Here is an 18,110-nt window from a genome sequence, read left to right on the forward strand (position 1 = left end):
AAATATTTCTTTTTTGTTACAGAAAAATAGAAGGAAACTAAACTGGACCGATGAGTTGGGCATCACGGTGTTGTATGTGAAAAGTAAAATACCTGATTACATCTCAGCAACGAGCTGAAACGTCAGAAGATAGTTCTAAATCAAGGTTGCTATCTAGGCTTACTGTCTTTATAATACGCAGCATATTTAGTCAATCGGACTGAAACTTTCGTTTTTCAGTACAATTGGCTTTAAGCATGGGCAATACATCGCTCATTCAAATGGCATTTTTGAGATGTCACTTCTTCGAAAAGTAGAAGTAAAACAATTTTATGTTTCGGTGTAGAATGGAGTTGCTCGATAGATGGTCGGGCGCTTGATTTTGTAAAGTGCCGAAGGTCGCCGGTTCAAATCCGGTTACCACTTCTTTGAAAAGCAGAAGTAAAACAATTTTATGTTTCGGTGTAGAATGGAGTTGCTCGATAGATGGTCGGGCGCTTGATTTTGTAAAGTGCCGAAGGTCGTCGGTTCAAATCCGGTTACCGCTTCTTTGAAAAGCAGAAGTAAAACAATTTTATGTGTTGGCGCGGGATGGAGCAGCCTGGTAGCTCGTCGGGCTCATAACCCGAAGGTCGTCGGTTCAAATCCGGCTCCCGCAACCAAGTTAAAGATTGAGTTCTTTGATTTCGCGCATTCCTTGTAATGCGCGTTTTGCGTTTAAGCATCAGCTTTTTTGTTTAAGTTGATGATTAATTTGGCTGAGATAGCTCGCAAACCAAGCACGGCCTTTGGCCACACAGTTTGTTATTCGTGTGACGCCCCGCTTGGTTCGGGGCGTTGTTGTATCTGGCGCAAGGTGTATTCTGAGCCCAAGATCAAGCAGCTATGATTTGGGGCTTTAGGCCCTTTTTTTGTTTGTATGGAGGAGTTCTGTGTCAAAACTCGAGCAAGATTTGACTGAAATGTTGGAGCCTGCAGTTGCTGCGTGTGGCTTTGAATTACTCGGTCTTGAGTTTGTGCAAGCTGGTCGTCATTCTACACTTCGTGTATATATCGATCATGAAAACGGCATTAATGTAGATGACTGTGCGGAAGTGAGTCGTCAAGTTAGTGCAATTTTAGATGTCGAAGACCCGATTACGAACGAATATAGTTTGGAAGTATCTTCTCCTGGTGTTGACAGACCATTATTCAAACAAGCTCACTATGAAGCAGCAGTGGGAGAGGAAGTACGTTTGCGTACTAAACTTCCGCAAGAAGGTCGCCGTAATTTTAAAGGCGACTTAGTAGCAGTTAATGGCGATATGATCACGTTAAAAGTTGACAGTCAGGATTTCATCTTGATGTTGAGCAACATTGAGCGTGCCAATATCATCGCAAAATTCTAACTTTGAGTGCGAAGGACAAGGGCAAGCGAGGCATTACCTATGGCAAAAGAAATATTGTTGGTGGCAGAAGCTGTTTCCAATGAAAAAGCGGTCCCAAGAGAAAAGATTTTTGAAGCATTAGAGTTCGCACTAGCGACAGCAACAAAAAAGAAGCACGGCGGTGAAATCGAAGTACGCGTTACTATCGACCGTAAAACGGGCGAGTACGATACTTTTCGTCGTTGGAAAGCGGTTGAACCACAAGAAGACGGTTCACTAGAAAATCCATATGCGGAAATCACGATTGAAGCGGCGCAAGTTGATGAGCCTGACATTCAATTAGGTGATTACGTTGAAGAGCAGATCGAATCAATTAAATTTGACCGTATCACCACACAGATGGCGAAACAGGTAATCGTACAAAAAGTACGTGAAGCTGAGCGCGCATTAGTTGTTGATGCATATAAAGATCAAAAAGGCGAGCTAGTGACAGGTGTTGTTAAAAAAGCAACGCGTGACGCTATCGTTATCGACCTTGGTAACAATGCTGAAGCGGTAATTTACCGTGAAGACATGCTACCACGCGAAAGCTTCCGTCCAGGTGACCGTGTACGTGGTCTACTTTATGAAGTGAAACCTGAAGCGCGTGGTGCACAGCTATTTGTTACGCGTTCTAAGCCTGAAATGTTGATGGAACTATTCCGTATTGAAGTTCCGGAAATTGGCGAAGAAATGATTGAACTTAGAGGCGCTGCACGTGACCCTGGTTCTCGTGCTAAAATCGCTGTAAAATCAAACGACAAGCGTATCGACCCTGTAGGTGCATGTGTCGGTATGCGTGGCGCACGTGTACAAGCTGTGTCTTCAGAGCTTGGCGGTGAGCGTGTTGACATCGTACTTTACGATGATAACCCTGCACAGTTCGTAATCAATGCAATGGCACCGGCTGAAGTAGCTTCAATCGTAATGGATGAAGATACGCGCACGATGGAAATTGCAGTTGAAGCTGACAACCTAGCGCAAGCGATTGGTCGTAATGGTCAAAACGTACGTTTAGCTAGCCAACTTACTGGTTGGGAACTAAACGTAATGACAGTGGAAGAAATGGAGCGTAAGAGCTCGGAAGAATCAGATAAATTGGTTAATCTATTCACTGAAAACCTAGACATCGACGATGATTTTGCAACACTACTGATTAACGAAGGCTTCTCTTCACTTGAAGAAGTGGCTTATGTGCCAGTAGCTGAATTTTTAGAAATCGACGGTCTAGACGAAGAAACCGTTGAAGAGCTACGTAACCGTGCAAAAGATGCACTGACTACCAAAGCACTTCGCGATGAAGAAAGTCTAGAAAATGCAGAACCTGCAGAAGACCTACTAGCACTTGAAGGACTTGAGCGTCATACCGCTTTTGTTTTTGCTAGCAAAGGTATCGTTACACTTGAAGACCTTGCAGAGCAAGGTATTGATGACTTAGTTGAAATTTCTGAGTTATCAGAAGAGCAAGCTGGTGAGTTAATCATGGCTGCACGTAACATTTGCTGGTTCAGCGAAGAGTAATTTATTAACGGAGGTAACATCACGTATGGCAGAAGTGAGCATTAACAAACTAGCCGAGAGTATTGGTACAACTGTTGATAAATTACTACAACAGTTAAAAGATGCAGGGATCACCAAAGCCGAGGGCGACCAAGTTACTGAATCCGAAAAGGCGACGTTGCTTGATCACCTAAGCAAGCAACATGGTGGCACTGGTTCAACCGGCCCTGAGCGTATGACTCTACAGCGTAAGAGTAAAAGCACGTTAAGTGTTAACTCATCTGGTAAAGCGAAGTCTGTATCTGTAGAAGTCCGTAAGAAGCGCACTTACGTTAAAAAGAGCGCAATCGAGCAGCAGAAAGAGCAAGAACGCTTAGCTGCAGAGGAAGCTGCGCGCAAAGAAGCAGAGTTAATGGCTCAGCAACAAGCAGAGCAACAGGCCAAAGTAGAAGCTGAGCGCAACGCGCGCGAAGAAGCGGAACGCAAGGCCGATGAGGAAGCCGAGCGCAAAGCTAAAGAAGAGGCGAAGCGACAAGCGGATGCTGAACGTCAAGCCAAAGATAAGCAGAGTAAAGAAGTGGATAGCGCGCAACAAATTAAAGAACGTCAAGAAGCTGAGCGTCTGCGTCAAGAAGCAGAAGCGGCAGCCCTGAAAAAGGCAGAAGAAGAAGCAAAACGTCAAGCGGAAGAAGCTCGTCGTCTAGCTGAAGAAAACGAAGCACGTTGGAAGGCGGAAGAAGAAGAGCGTCTTCGTCGTGAAGAAAGTGCTGATCACCACCTAACAACTTCTACTTACGCTCGTGAAGCGGAAGATGAGTCTGATGCACGTGAAGAGAAAAGCGCACGTCGTAAGAAGAAGAGAAAGCCAAGCGCGAAAGAAGAAGCAGCAGAAGCGAATGCGAAGAAGCTGAAAGGCAAAAAAGGTCGCTTAAAAGCGCCAACTTCGTTACAGCATGGTTTCCAAAAGCCAGCGGCAGAAGTGAAACAAGAAGTACGTATCAGTGAAACAATCACTGTTGCGGAACTTGCTTCTCGTATGGCTGTTAAAGGCGCTGAAGTTGTTAAGACAATGATGAAGATGGGTGACATGGTTACGATTAACCAAGTTATCGATCAAGAAACTGCGCAGCTAGTTGCTGAAGAAATGGGTCACAAAGTCATTCTAGTGAAAGAAAACGAGCTAGAAGAAAAAGTACTAAATGACCGCAGCGAAGATGGTTCTCTTGAGCCTCGTGCGCCAGTAGTAACGGTAATGGGTCACGTTGACCACGGTAAAACGTCAACACTTGACTACATTCGTAAAGCGAAAGTTGCAGACGGCGAGGCCGGCGGTATTACTCAGCATATCGGTGCATACCATGTTGAGACTGAAGGTGGCATGATCACTTTCCTAGATACTCCTGGACACGCGGCGTTTACATCAATGCGTGCTCGTGGTGCGAAAGCAACCGATATCGTTGTACTTGTTGTTGCAGCGGACGATGGTGTAATGCCTCAGACGAAAGAAGCGGTACAACACGCGAAAGCGGCAGAAGTACCACTTATCGTTGCTGTGAACAAAATGGATAAAGAGGGCATTGACCCTGACCGCGTTAAGAATGAGCTTGCTCAACTAGACGTAATCCCAGAGGACTGGGGTGGTGAAACGCAGTTTGTTCATATCTCAGCTAAAACTGGTCTTGGTATTGATGAGCTGCTAGAAGCAATCCTGATGCAATCTGAGCTATTAGAACTACGAGCTTCTGAAGAAGGTATGGCATCTGGTGTGGTAATCGAATCTCGTCTTGATAAAGGTCGTGGTCCGATTGCCTCTGTACTTGTTCAATCAGGTACCTTAAACCAAGGTGATATCGTACTTTGTGGTCTTGAATATGGCCGTGTTCGTGCGATGAAAGACGAAAACGGTAAAGACATCAAAACCGCAGGTCCTTCAATTCCAGTAGAGATCTTAGGTCTTTCTGGCGTACCAGCAGCTGGTGACGAAGCGACAGTAGTTCGTGATGAGCGTAAAGCACGTGAAGTGGCACTATACCGTCAAGGTAAGTTCCGCGAAGTGAAGCTTGCTCGTCAGCAGAAAGCGAAGCTTGAGAACATGTTCTCTAACATGACTGAAGGCGACGTATCTGAAGTGAACATCGTTCTGAAAGCAGACGTTCAAGGTTCTATCGAAGCAATCGCTGATTCATTGACTAAACTGTCTACAGATGAAGTGAAAGTCAAGATCGTAGGTTCCGGTGTGGGTGGTATCACTGAAACGGATGCAACGCTTGCAGCGGCTTCTAACGCTATCATCGTTGGCTTTAACGTACGTGCGGATGCTTCTGCTCGTAAAGTCATTGAAGCTGAGAACCTAGACTTACGTTACTACAGCGTTATTTACGACCTAATCGAAGAAGTGAAACAAGCAATGACAGGTATGCTTGCACCAGAATTTAAGCAAGAGATCATTGGTCTTGCTGAAGTTCGTGACGTGTTCAAGTCGCCTAAGATCGGCGCTGTTGCAGGTTGTATGGTAACTGAAGGTGTGGTCAAACGTAGCGCGCCAATCCGTGTACTTCGTGATAACGTGGTTATCTACGAAGGTGAACTTGAGTCACTACGTCGCTTTAAAGATGACGTTGCTGAAGTTCGTAACGGTATGGAATGTGGTATCGGCGTTAAGAACTACAACGACGTTAAAGTCGGTGACCAAATCGAAGTATTTGAAACTGTACAAGTAGAGCGTACGCTTTAATTGTAAGTTATTAAAATACTTGAGATGGGGGCACTAGCCCCCATTTGTGATCTCATAGATTTTGAAATTTTAAGTGGTGAAAATGAGAGAATTTTCTCGTACAGATCGCGTAGCACAGCAAATTCAAAAAGAAATTGCGGTGATCTTACAGCGCGAAATTAAAGATCCAAGGTTGGGTATGGTAACAGTGTCAGCTGTTGAGGTATCACGCGATCTTTCTTATGCAAAAGTATTCATTACCGTATTGAATACCAGTGATGAAGACAAAACCAAACAAAGTGCGGCTATTCTGAATGAAGCAACCGGTTATATTCGCTCGCTTCTTGGCAAGCGTATCCGTGCGCGTATCATGCCTGAGCTTAAATTTGTTATTGATAACTCCCTAATGGAAGGTATGCGTATTTCTAACTTGGTTGACTCTGTGATCAGAGAAGACAACGCAAAGCGTGGTCCTGAGTCTGGAGATAAAGACCAAGAGGAAGAGTAATGGCGCGTCGCAGCAAAGGCCGTGCGATCGACGGCATTCTGTTATTAAATAAACCGCAAGGTATTTCTTCTAACAAAGCACTGCAGCAAGCAAAGGGTATTTATTTCGCTCAAAAAGCGGGCCACACCGGCGCGTTGGATCCGCTGGCAACAGGTATGTTGCCTATTTGCTTTGGTGAAGCGACTAAGTTTACCCAGTTTTTGCTTGATACTGACAAAACCTACGTGGTGAGAGCGCAGCTGGGTGAGCGCACGACGACATCAGATTCTGATGGTGAAATTGTTGAAACGCGACCAGTAAATGTAACACTTGAGCAGCTAGAGCAAGAAATTGCCAGCTTCTTGGGGGAATCTGATCAGTACCCTTCGATGTATTCGGCGCTCAAATATCAGGGCCAACCGCTATACAAATATGCCCGCGAAGGCATTGAAGTACCGCGAAAATGCCGCAAGATTAATGTTTATCGTATTACGTTAGACGAATATGACGAGCAAACTCAACAAATTCAAATGACGGTGCATGTGTCTAAAGGCACTTATATTCGTACGATAGTCGATGATTTGGGGGAAAAGCTTGGCTGTGGTGCGCATGTCATTATGTTACACCGTAGTGAAGTTGGCCATTATCCTAGCGACAAAATGATTACCTTAGTCGAGCTGGAAGCTTTACTTGAGAAAGCAAAAGCGGAAGAAGTCGCTCCTTCGACTTATCTCGATGAATTATTGTTGCCGATGGATACCGCTTTGGTCGACTTGACTGTTGTTGATATTAGCGCTGAGCAAGGCGTTGCTTTTGGTCATGGGCAAACTGTTGCCGTCGAAAATTTACCGGTCGGTATTGTTAAAGTGGTTGCTGATGGCAAGTTTGTTGGGATTGGCGAGCGTAATCCACAAGGGTTATTGAAAGCAAAACGCGCGCTATCTTCCGCTCAGCCGGAATCACAATAAAATCTTCCTATGCAAGGGGAGTTTATGCTGGTATAATCCGCCAGCTTCCGCTTTGGCTGAATTAGTGATCGGCTGAAGCATTACTAAACTTATTTTGGAGTTATTATGTCACTAAGCAATCAAGAAAAAGCAGAAATCGTAGCAAAGTTCGCACGCGCAGAAGGTGATACAGGTTCACCAGAAGTACAAGTTGCACTTCTAACTGCTGACATCAACAAGCTACAAGGTCACTTCGCTAACCACAAGCAAGATTTCCACTCACGTCGTGGTCTTCTACGTAAAGTTAGCCAACGTCGTAACCTTCTTGACTACCTAAAAGGCAAGAGCGTTGACCGTTATGCTGCACTAATCAAAGAGCTTGGCCTACGTCGCTAATATTTTTGATTTCTTGTTGGAAATTTATCCAACAGTAAAAAAGGGGCTAATTAGCCCCTTTTTTTGTGGCTGTTCTATCAGTATACTTACAGCCGTTTAAAAATACTTTTAAACAAGCGTCAATCGGATTTCCAATTGTAGTGCTTAAGTAAATTATGATGAGTTTATTTAAGACTGTGATTGGTCCCCGTTGACGTTGAAAACAATTTAGTAAGGAAAATATTGTGCAAGCAATTATTAAAGAATTTCAACTAGGTCAACACACGGTGACTCTAGAAACAGGTGCTATCGCACGTCAAGCTGACGGCGCAGTACTTGCAAGCATAGGTGATACTTCGGTACTTGTTACTGTTGTAGGAAGAAGAGAAGCGGCTCCTGGCCAAGACTTTTTCCCACTAACGGTTAACTACCAAGAAAAAATGTACGCTGCGGGTCGTATCCCAGGTGGTTTCTTGAAGCGTGAAGGTCGTCCTTCAGACGGTGAAACACTAACCGCTCGTCTTATCGACCGTCCAATTCGTCCTCTATTCCCTGACGGCTTTGTAAACGAAGTTCAGGTTATCGCGACAGTGGTTTCTGTAAACCCTGAGATCCAACCAGATATCGTTGCTTTGATTGGTACTTCAGCAGCACTAGCTATCTCTGGCATTCCATTCAATGGCCCTCTAGGTGCCGCGCGCGTTGGTTTCATCGACGGTCAATACGTACTTAACCCTACGCTAAAAGAGTTAGAGACAAGTAAGCTTGACCTAGTTGTTGCTGGTACTGAAAACGCAGTACTAATGGTTGAATCAGAAGCGGAAGTGTTAACTGAAGAAGAAATGCTTGGCGCTGTTGTATACGGTCATGAGCAATCACAAGCTATCATCAAAGCAATCGAAGAATTCCGTGCTGAAGCTGGTAAAGCGGCATGGGATTGGACTGCACCTGAAAAAGATTTAACACTAGCTGAAAAAGTAGCTGCAATTGCAGAGCAAAAAGTAGGTGATGCTTACCGTATTACTGACAAAGTTGCACGTAAAGAAGCACTTTCTGAAGCAAAAGCAGAAGTCATTGAAAAGCTAGGCGCTGAAGTTGCTGAAGGCGAGTCACTAGACGAGCAAGTGGTAGGTAAAGCATTTAGCTCACTTGAGAAGAAAATTGTACGTAGCCGTATCATTGCTGGCGAAAAACGTATCGACGGTCGTGAACCAGATATGGTTCGTGCGCTAGACGTGATGACGGGTGTACTGCCACGTACTCACGGTTCTGCAATCTTTACTCGTGGTGAAACTCAGGCACTTGTAACAGCAACCCTTGGTACTGAGCGTGACGCGCAGATGCTAGATGACCTAACTGGTACTCACAAGCATCACTTCATGCTTCACTATAACTTCCCTCCATTCTGTGTAGGTGAAACGGGTTTTGTAGGGTCTCCTAAGCGTCGTGAAATCGGCCACGGTAATCTAGCTAAGCGTGGTATTGCGGCAGTGATGCCAACACTGGCTGAATTCCCATATTCAGTACGTGTAGTATCTGAAATCACTGAGTCAAACGGTTCATCTTCAATGGCATCGGTATGTGGTACTTCACTTGCGCTAATGAATGCTGGTGTTCCAGTTAAAGCGTCAGTTGCTGGTATTGCGATGGGTCTAGTGAAAGAGGGCGAAGATTTCGTTGTACTTTCTGACATCCTTGGTGACGAAGATCACTTGGGTGATATGGACTTTAAAGTAGCGGGTACAGCAAACGGTGTAACTGCACTACAAATGGATATCAAGATTGAAGGTATCACCAAAGAAATCATGCAGATCGCGCTTCGCCAAGCGAAAGCAGCGCGTCTACACATCCTAGGTGTGATGGACCAAGCGATTTCTGCACCTTCTGAAGAGCTATCTGAGTTCGCTCCACGTATCTACACTATGAAGATCCCTGCGAAGAAGATTGCTGAAGTTATCGGTAAAGGTGGTGCAACAATTCGCCAGCTTACTGAAGAAACAGATACAACGATTGAAATTGAAGACGATGGTACTATCAAGATCGCTGCAACGAATGGTAATAGCGCACAAGCTGCTATTTCACGTATCGAAGCGCTTACAGCAGAGCTTGAAGTTGGTACGCTTTACACTGGTAAAGTTATCCGTATCGTAGACTTCGGTGCGTTTGTAAACGTACTTCCTGGTAAAGATGGCCTAGTGCACATCTCACAAATCAGTGAAGAGCGCGTGAATAACGTTTCAGATCACTTAACTGTTGGTCAAGAAGTTAAAGTTAAAGTACTTGAAGTGGACCGCCAAGGCCGTGTTCGCTTAAGTATCAAAGAAGCACAAGAGAAAAAAGCTGAGCAGCCTAAAGAAGAAGGCGCTGAGTAATCTTTGCAATGCTTTGCATAGAATAGAAGTGTAAAGGGGCTGAATAGCCCCTTTTTTTATGCTTTAATGCTGTTTGACTCAAAATGATGAAACAAAACTGAGTTTATCTGGTCAATAGAGAACTAGGCAAAGTTATAGTAAATAATCAGATTGTTGGTATACCTGTGCAAAGACTCTAAACGGGCAAATGCCATTGAATGAGGAAGGAAATGAAGTTAGCGAAAATAGTTGTGCCATTAGTGCTAATGGGGCTGGTAGGATGTAAAAGCACGCAGCCAGAGGCCACTAAAAACATTGTAAATGTTCCGCTTGCAGTACCACTTCAAGCCAATTTCCGTAATGAGATTGCCATTGCTCGATTTAACGAGTTACTCTTGCAGCCAGATATGGCAAATGAGCAACGCGCGCAGCTGCTATACAATCGCGGTATGTTGTACGATAGCATTGGCTTACAAACTCTTGCTCGTATTGACTTCAATCGTGCCGTACAAATTAAGCCAGATCTCGCTGAAGTATATAATTTCCTTGGTATTCACCAAACGTTAGAGCAAAATTATGGCCGCGCATATGAAATGTTTGATGCTGTGCTAGAGCTTGACGAGCAACATGAATATGCCTATTTAAATCGTGGTATCGCATTGTATTACGGTGAAAGAGCTGATTTAGCAGTAAAAGATTTTGAAGCCTTTTTGGCGCGAGCTCCAAAAGATGCGTACCGTGCTATGTGGCTGTATATTGCTCAACAACAAGTAGACGGTGCGCTTGCTAAGCAGACATTGGCGGTAAATAGCCAAGCATTAGACCCTGATGAGTGGTCGTCTCAGTTAGTTGCACTGTATTTGGGTACTTTATCTGAAGAAGCATTTCTTGCGCAGATCTCTGAGGGAGTGAGCACCCAAGAAGAGTATGCGCAGCGTCTCTGTGAAGCCTATTTTTATCTGGCTAAGCAATATCAGACCCAAGGGGATTTAGCCTCTGCGATTAGCTATTTTAAGCTCGCACTGGCAACTAATGTATATGAGTTTGTAGAACATAAATACGCGCGTCTTGAGCTTGATTTACTTGCCCAGTTGAATGACGAACAAGACGCGAGCTAAACACCTTTTTATTTTCATGCTTATAGGGTTGCTGTTTTCAAGCAGCCCTAATTATGCTCATCTCTCTATCGCACAAAAATCGGCACTTGTCGTCGCCAATCCAAATAGCTATTTTGCCATTGCACCGGAGCTTGAGGTGTTACCCTCACAAGCAAGTGCACAATTAGTAAAAGCCATTGCAGGCCTAAAGCAACCAAGTTGGGAGTTTGAACGGTTACAGCGCAGTTTGAGTGCTCAAGAGAAAAATAGCACTAAGCTGCTTTTACTTGATACTTGGTCCCGTTTAAATCGTCAGCAGCGCCAGCAAGTGTCCGAGCAGTTAATATCCCTTGGCCGATATCACTTGCTTTATGCGCTTTCAAAGCGCTACGCGTTAAACCCAGAACTCACTTCGTTGCTCGCGGTGTGGCAAGGAAAGTCTGTCACGACATTTTTGAATAACCCCTACTTAAGACAGTTTCACACTCTCTCAGAGCGTCAGCATTCAAGTGCGTCTTGTCGGTTTAATCTTGCATTAATCGCCAGTGATTTAGACGGTTTGCAGCGTTTACAAGCGCTTAAACATGCTTATGAGCAACAACCTGAGCCAGCCAAAGGCGTATATTGTTTATCTAAACCGATATATGCGGCGAATAAGCTCAGTTGTAAGAGGCGAAGGGGATTTGCAATGTGTGACTTACGACACGAGCAGGGCTTGTCGGAATACGATCATCTGGTGTTAATGGCAACGGAAGGACTTGCTAATGTCAGTGGCAAGCACATGACTTTAACCGCAACCAGCACCTACAATACGCTGATACATGAGCTTATGCACTTTAGCGACTTTGAAGATGAATACCCAATACCAGCCCAAAAAGCAAAATGGCTTTGTGCGACTTCAGGGCAAAAGGCACCAAATCTTTACGTTGGTGACCAAGCACCGAGCAATTGGGTACCGAGTCGCACCTGCGAGTTAGGTAAACTTTCCTCATATAAACCCTCGAATAGTCACTCTTTGCTGGAATATCAATCAATTAAGTTAGATGAAAATTACCGTAAAAGGTGGTTAGCAGTACTGAATTCAATACCCTTAGAAGATAAAATAGCAGTTAATTCGGCTGAATAGTTTTGAACTTATTCTGAATAGTTTGTTAAGGTTGGCTAAAATAACATCAGCTAGAAAGTGAAACTCTAGACAACTCAAACACTAATCAAGTATAACAGGGTTCATGTACGTGTGGTTAATGTGTACCGATTGCTCCAACTTGGAAGGGGGATTGTCACATTGATCTAAACGAGCCATAACGACGCAAATAAAAGGTTTCATCTATGACTTTATTTTGGATACCCTTGCTATCCTTAATTGGCAGTTTTATCTCTGCATTTACGGGAAAGCTTTCTCGTAATCAGTCGACTGCTATAACCTTAGTAGCGCCAGCAGTGGCAATTTTACTTGCTGTTGATCTCGCCCCTGCTGTTTTCGCAGGAGAGACTATTCGGTACACATTTGAATGGGTCCCGCTTCTAGATATTAACATCGCGTTTAGACTGGATGGTCTTGCGTTGTTGTTCGTTTTCATGATCTTGGGCATTGGTATGCTGGTTATCTTCTATGCTAGATACTACCTTAGCAGCAATGATTCCATGCCTAAACTTTATGCTTACTTAATGCTCTTTATGACCGCCATGCTTGGTATCGTTATGTCTAATAACGTATTACAGCTGTGGTTATTCTGGGAGCTTACCAGCATTAGTTCATTTTTACTTATTAGCTATTGGTGGCATAAGTCAGAGGCCCGCAAAGGGGCGAAAATGGCACTTGCTATCACCGGCGGTGGCGGTTTAGCACTGCTTGCCGGCTTGATGTTGATAGGAGATATTGTTGGCAGTTATAACCTGGATGTGATTCTATCGAGTCGTGAGCTTATTCAATCCCATGCATTATATGAAGTTGCCTTAATCCTTGTGCTACTGGGCGCATTTACCAAGTCCGCACAATTTCCATTCCATTTCTGGTTACCGCACGCGATGGCTGCACCAACGCCTGTAAGTGCGTACTTGCACTCTGCGACTATGGTGAAAGCTGGGATATTCTTACTGGCGCGTTTCTATCCTGCGCTGGCGGGTACAGAGCTGTGGTTTATTCTCGTTGGCCTAACTGGCTTAGCGACGCTGCTCGTTGGCGCCTATATAGCGTTATTTAAACATGATCTAAAAGGTCTTCTGGCGTTTTCGACGATCAGTCATTTAGGCCTTATTACTTTATTACTTGGTCTGGATACTGAGCTTGCGACTGTTGCGGCGGTTTTCCATATTATTAACCACGCAACGTTTAAGGCTTCTTTATTCATGGCGACGGGGATCATCGACCATGAAACGGGCACTCGTGATATGCGTAAACTCAACGGTATGTGGCGTTTTATGCCCTATACCGCAACGCTTGCGATGGTTGCCGCTTCTGCGATGGCAGGGGTGCCGTTACTTAATGGTTTCTTGTCTAAAGAAATGTTCTTTGCCGAGACGCTACACCAGCAACTTCTGGGCTCTATGTCGTGGTTGATTCCAATTTTGGCGACAATCGCCGGTGCATTCTCTGTTGCGTATTCGGCGCGATTTATTCATGACGTATTCTTCAACGGAGATCCAATTGATTTACCGAAGGAGCCACATGAAGCGCCACGCTATATGCGTTTTCCAATCGAAATCTTGGTCGCTTTATGTTTGATAGTGGGCATGTTCCCTAACTTTATCGTTGATGGCATGTTAAAGACAGCATCAAGTGCGGTATTAGGGGAGGCTGCGCCAACCTTTGAGGTTGCTATTTGGCACGGCTTTAACCTACCACTGCTAATGAGCGGCCTTGCGGTATGTGGTGGTTTATTAATTTATACTCAGCGCAAATATCTATTCCAATTCCAAGCTTCATTACCGCCAATGAACGCTAAGAAAACGTTTGAACGCACTATGTACAACATAGTGTCTTGGAGTCGCGCGCGTGTAAACGCAATAGAAAATGGTTCGTTACAGCGTTATCTGATGCTGATGTTTATTGTTGTGCTGGTGAGTGCAGGTTGGCCATTGTTTGAAATGTCACAGTTAGTGGGTAATTTAGAGCCGACACCAATTGACGTACATAACGGTATTGGTGCTGGTTTATTAATGATTGGAGCGATTGGCACGGTTATCTGGCACCGTACTCGTATGGTTGCACTGCTGATGATTTCGGTGGTTGGTCTCATGGTGTCGGTTGCCTTTACGCGCTTCTCAGCACCTGATCTAGCGCTTACTCAGTTAACGGTAGAAGTAGTAACCATTATCCTGTTGATGCTTGCGTTATTCTTCTTACCGCAAAGAACGCCGAAGGAGTCTAGTTCTATTCGCGTACTACGTGATATGGGTATTGCTTCAGCAATTGGTGTTATCATCGGAAGTATCAGTTACGCCTTGATCACAAGGCCATTGGATAGTATTTCTGAGTTCTTTATTGCAAACGCCAAAGTTGGCGGTGGCGGGACGAATGTCGTTAACGTTATCTTAGTAGATTTCCGTGGTTTTGATACGCTAGGTGAAATTACCGTACTGGGTATTGCGGCGCTGGGGATTTATAAGTTGCTGATCAACTTACCACTGTTTATGCCAGGTAGTGACAGTGAAGGTCGACCATGGGCGAAAGAGAGATATCCGCTACTGCTGGCAAGTATTTCGCAAAGCTTATTGCCTTTGGCATTGCTGGTCTCGGTTTATATTTTCTTGCGTGGCCACAATCTACCGGGTGGTGGATTTATCGCAGGCCTAATCACGGCGATAGCCTTTATTTTACAATATATTGCTCATGGTTCGAATTGGATTGCAGAGCGCTTTGATGTCAATTACCGCAAGATTATCGCAACCGGTATCGCGATTTCTCTAGCAACCGGTGTGGGAAGTTGGTTCTTTGGCAAACCATTCTTAACCTCATGGTTTGATTATTTTGATATCCCATTGGTAGGTAAAACTGAGTTGGCAAGTGCCATCGCATTCGACCTTGGTGTTTATATCACCGTGGTAGGTGCAACGCTGATGATTTTGGCGAGCCTAGGTAAAGTAACGGCAAATGCGCCCAAAGAAGAGGTGAATATTTAATGGAATTGCTTTATGCATCGTGCGTAGGCTTGCTAGTAGCCTGTGGCGTATTTTTGATTCTACGAGCAAGAACATTCCCTGTTGTTCTTGGTTTAACTATGTTGTCTTATGCGGTTAACTTGTTTTTGTTCGCATCGGGTAGATTGACCTTAAACAAAGCTGCAGTGCTTGGTTATAGCAGTGAGTATGCAGATCCACTGCCGCAAGCCTTGGTATTGACGGCAATTGTTATCGGGTTCGCGATGACGGCATTTGTCGTGATCTTAGCTATTCGTGGTCGTTCTGATTTGGGTAATGACCATGTAAATGGTATTGTTCCTGACAAAAAGGGTAAAGCATGATCCAACATTTGACTTCTTTACCTATTTTATTACCTATGTTGGCAGGGGTGATCCTGCTGATGCCTCCGTGTGGTAAAAACGTAGCGATTAGGCGTAAAGTTTCTGTACTTATGTCGCTGATTACGTTTGCAGTTTGTGCCTCACTTTTACTACATGTCCAGCAGTCTGGCATTCAGGTTTATGCGATTGGTAACTGGCAAGCGCCATTTGGTATTGTGTTAGTTGCTGACCAACTTTCTACTCTGTTAGTCAGCTTAACCGCTTTGTTGTGTTTTGTGTGTTCACTCTATAGCTGTGCTGGAGATGACGAACGAGGAAGTTTCTTCCATCCGTTGCTGCACTTTTTGGTGATGGGGGTAAACGGCGCTTTCTTAACTGGTGACGCGTTCAACTTATTTGTATTCTTTGAGATTTTGTTGATAGCGTCTTATGCACTGTTAATGCATGGTGGTGATAAGCACAATACCCGTGCTTCACTGCAATACGTGATCCTAAACCTAGTAGGTTCGTCGGTATTTTTGATTGCATTAGGTATTTTGTACGGTGTGCTTGGTACCCTAAACATGGCGGATATGGCATATAAGATCACCTTCTTACAAGGAGATGATGTTTATCTTGCTAAAATTGGCGGCTTGTTATTATTGGTTGTATTTGCGCTAAAAGGCGCCTTGCTACCGCTTCATCTATGGCTGCCAAACACCTATGCAACCGCATTACCTGTTGTTGCTGCTTTATTTGCAATCATGACTAAAGTGGGTGTGTATTCCATGATGCGTGTGTATACACTGATTTTTGGTGACCAAGCTGGTGAATTAAGTCATATGGCACAAGAGTGGCTATGGTGGCTCGCACTGGCGACTATCGTCATGGGTGGAATTGGCGTGCTTGCTAGTCAAGATTTGCGTAAGCTGTCTGCAAATTTAGTGGTGGTGTCGGTTGGTACCTTAGTGGCATTAGTCGCCGTACAAACGGTAAATAGCAGCGCTGCAGCCATTTACTATTTAGTGCACTCAACGTTAGTGTCAGCTGCTTTGTTCTTACTCGCTGATTTAGTGGGGAAACAAAGGGGGAAAGTCGCTGATAGGATCACCGCGGGTCGCCCAGTAGTTCAACCTATGTTACTTGGCATCATGTTTGCGATTGCGGCAATCACTGTGATTGGTATGCCGCCATTATCAGGCTTTATTGGCAAAGTATGGATCTTAAAGTCGACCATCGAGTCGAGTCACACGTATTGGTTTTGGGCGGTGTATTTATTAGTAAGCTTAGCGGTATTAGTTAGTGTCTCAAAAGCAGGTAGCACTGTGTTTTGGCATCATACTGGTAAGGTCGATACACAATCGGCAGAAAAAGCGCACCCAGCCCAAATTATCGCAATTCTTACTTTGATAACTTGTGCGCCGTTAATGGTGATTTTTGCAGGTCCATTGACTGATTACGCATTGTCGGCAGCCGACTCTTTGCACGACTTTTCGAGCATGACGAATGCTGTGTTAAAAGGAGCGAAATAGATGCGTTTAGAAGCAAGGTTTAAATGGCTACCAACTCCATTTCGCAGCTTACTGCTATTTACTGTGTGGTTATTGATGAATAATAGTGTGTCAGCTGGGCATATTATTCTCGCGACTATTCTAGCGATTGTGATCCCGCTTATTACTTATCGGTTTAGAACTAAGCAACCACTGATCATTAAGCCATGGCGTGCGTTTACTCATTTGCTTTTGGTGCTTTACGATATCATTACCGCCAACGTTGAGGTCGCGATAAAGATCTTAGGACCAACGAAGAAATTGCGCCCCGGTTTCGTGTTGGTGCCGCTCGATATAGATCAAGCTATGCCAATTACTATTTTAGCCAGCACGGTATCTTTAACTCCTGGCACCGTAAGTGCTGAGGTATACCCTTGGCCTGAGTCTGTAAAAAGTGGCGAAAAACCAGAACGTAAATACTTACTGATCCATGTGTTAGATCTTACGGATGAGCAAGCATTGATTGATACGGTTAAATCTCGTTATGAAGCGCCATTGAAGGAGATTTTTGAATGCTAGAAACTGTAATTCTTATTGTCTTTGCGATGATAGGTGTATCACTTTTGCTAAACCTGTGGCGTTTGGTTGTTGGACCTTCAATTCCAGATAGAATTTTAGCACTCGATACTATGTACATAAATACTATTGCGCTTATTATTCTGTACGGAATGAGTATGGGGACGGCATTGTACTTTGAAGCCGCATTATTAATAGCAATGCTTGGCTTTGTAAGTACGGTCGCTATATGTAAGTATTTGCTGCGCGGCGACATCATAGAATAGGAGAGCGATATGTCAGAATGGATAATTTCCATTTTATTACTGTTAGGTGGTGCGTTTGTATTGATTGGCTCTATTGGCCTTGTGAAAATGCCTGATTTTTTTATGCGTCTCCACGGCCCTACAAAAGCGACAACGCTTGGCATGGCGTGCTTATTGACCTCGGCTATGGTGTATTTCAGTACCACGACTGATGGCGTGAGTGTAAAGGAAATCTTGATTTCAATATTTTTGCTGCTCACCGCCCCCATCTCTGGATATATGCTGATTAAGTCAGCAATACATCACCGCTTGCCAAGCAATGAAAAGACGACTGGCAAAGACAAGATAAAAAAATAGTGCTTCGGCGCTATTTTTTTATCCTTCACTTTATAATTTATTCCTCAAAATACTTCGCCTAAGCATCATAAATTTCAGTACGTTATTAAATTTTTTGCTACAGTTAAAAAAGACTTCATAGTCGCCGATAAAAATAGGGGTCACT

General features: G+C 44.2%; 15 protein-coding genes and 1 tRNA gene. All 16 read left to right on the forward strand.

What is annotated here, in order from left to right; translation table 11 throughout:
- The first annotated feature begins 564 nt into the window (after positions 1-564).
- A tRNA-Met gene (locus JJQ94_RS10000) sits at positions 565-641 on the forward strand.
- Positions 642-911: 270 nt separating this feature from the next.
- Positions 912-1,367: a ribosome maturation factor RimP gene (gene rimP / locus JJQ94_RS10005; protein WP_088531273.1), complete on the forward strand. Its 456-nt coding sequence runs from the start codon at positions 912-914 to the stop codon at positions 1,365-1,367.
- Between the two features lie 39 nt (positions 1,368-1,406).
- Entirely contained in the window at positions 1,407-2,906 is a 1,500-nt protein-coding gene (gene nusA, locus JJQ94_RS10010) for a transcription termination factor NusA (RefSeq protein WP_099030891.1), read from the forward strand.
- 25 nt (positions 2,907-2,931) lie between these two features.
- On the forward strand, positions 2,932-5,619 hold the full coding sequence (infB, locus tag JJQ94_RS10015) for a translation initiation factor IF-2 (RefSeq protein WP_099030892.1): 2,688 nt from the start codon (positions 2,932-2,934) through the stop codon (positions 5,617-5,619).
- An 82-nt stretch (positions 5,620-5,701) separates the two neighbouring features.
- Entirely contained in the window at positions 5,702-6,106 is a 405-nt protein-coding gene (gene rbfA, locus JJQ94_RS10020) for a 30S ribosome-binding factor RbfA (RefSeq protein WP_010370823.1), read from the forward strand.
- Positions 6,106-7,053, forward strand: a complete 948-nt coding sequence (gene truB / locus JJQ94_RS10025; RefSeq protein ID WP_099030893.1) for a tRNA pseudouridine(55) synthase TruB — start codon at positions 6,106-6,108, stop codon at positions 7,051-7,053. The genes rbfA and truB overlap by 1 nt, the downstream gene beginning before the upstream one ends.
- A gap of 105 nt (positions 7,054-7,158) precedes the next feature.
- Positions 7,159-7,428, forward strand: a complete 270-nt coding sequence (rpsO, locus tag JJQ94_RS10030) for a 30S ribosomal protein S15 (RefSeq protein ID WP_010370825.1) — start codon at positions 7,159-7,161, stop codon at positions 7,426-7,428.
- 224 nt (positions 7,429-7,652) lie between these two features.
- Positions 7,653-9,779 carry a polyribonucleotide nucleotidyltransferase gene (pnp, locus tag JJQ94_RS10035; RefSeq protein WP_099030894.1) on the forward strand — a complete coding sequence of 709 codons (2,127 nt, stop codon included), beginning with the start codon at positions 7,653-7,655 and terminating at the stop codon, positions 9,777-9,779.
- 209 nt (positions 9,780-9,988) lie between these two features.
- Positions 9,989-10,876, forward strand: a complete 888-nt coding sequence (nlpI, locus tag JJQ94_RS10040; protein ID WP_099030895.1) for a lipoprotein NlpI — start codon at positions 9,989-9,991, stop codon at positions 10,874-10,876.
- On the forward strand, positions 10,854-11,981 hold the full coding sequence (locus JJQ94_RS10045; RefSeq protein ID WP_099030896.1) for a hypothetical protein: 1,128 nt from the start codon (positions 10,854-10,856) through the stop codon (positions 11,979-11,981). The genes nlpI and JJQ94_RS10045 overlap by 23 nt, the downstream gene beginning before the upstream one ends.
- Positions 11,982-12,184: 203 nt before the next feature.
- Positions 12,185-14,977: a monovalent cation/H+ antiporter subunit A gene (locus tag JJQ94_RS10050; protein ID WP_017217780.1), complete on the forward strand. Its 2,793-nt coding sequence runs from the start codon at positions 12,185-12,187 to the stop codon at positions 14,975-14,977.
- The gene (locus JJQ94_RS10055; RefSeq protein WP_010370832.1) at positions 14,977-15,318 is read left to right on the forward strand and encodes a Na+/H+ antiporter subunit C; all 342 of its coding nucleotides are present in this window, start codon (positions 14,977-14,979) and stop codon (positions 15,316-15,318) included. The genes JJQ94_RS10050 and JJQ94_RS10055 overlap by 1 nt, the downstream gene beginning before the upstream one ends.
- Complete coding sequence (locus JJQ94_RS10060; RefSeq protein ID WP_099030897.1) at positions 15,315-16,829, forward strand: monovalent cation/H+ antiporter subunit D; 1,515 nt, start codon at positions 15,315-15,317, stop codon at positions 16,827-16,829. The genes JJQ94_RS10055 and JJQ94_RS10060 overlap by 4 nt, the downstream gene beginning before the upstream one ends.
- Positions 16,830-17,366, forward strand: coding sequence for a Na+/H+ antiporter subunit E (locus JJQ94_RS10065; RefSeq protein ID WP_010370836.1), 537 nt, complete (start codon positions 16,830-16,832; stop codon positions 17,364-17,366).
- Complete coding sequence (locus tag JJQ94_RS10070; RefSeq protein ID WP_099030898.1) at positions 17,360-17,629, forward strand: K+/H+ antiporter subunit F; 270 nt, start codon at positions 17,360-17,362, stop codon at positions 17,627-17,629. The genes JJQ94_RS10065 and JJQ94_RS10070 overlap by 7 nt, the downstream gene beginning before the upstream one ends.
- Before the next feature lie 9 nt (positions 17,630-17,638).
- Positions 17,639-17,965, forward strand: coding sequence for a Na+/H+ antiporter subunit G (locus JJQ94_RS10075; protein ID WP_010370840.1), 327 nt, complete (start codon positions 17,639-17,641; stop codon positions 17,963-17,965).
- Positions 17,966-18,110: the final 145 nt, after the last annotated feature.

The organism is Pseudoalteromonas sp. GCY (genome assembly GCF_016695175.1).
Taxonomy (GTDB): domain Bacteria; phylum Pseudomonadota; class Gammaproteobacteria; order Enterobacterales; family Alteromonadaceae; genus Pseudoalteromonas.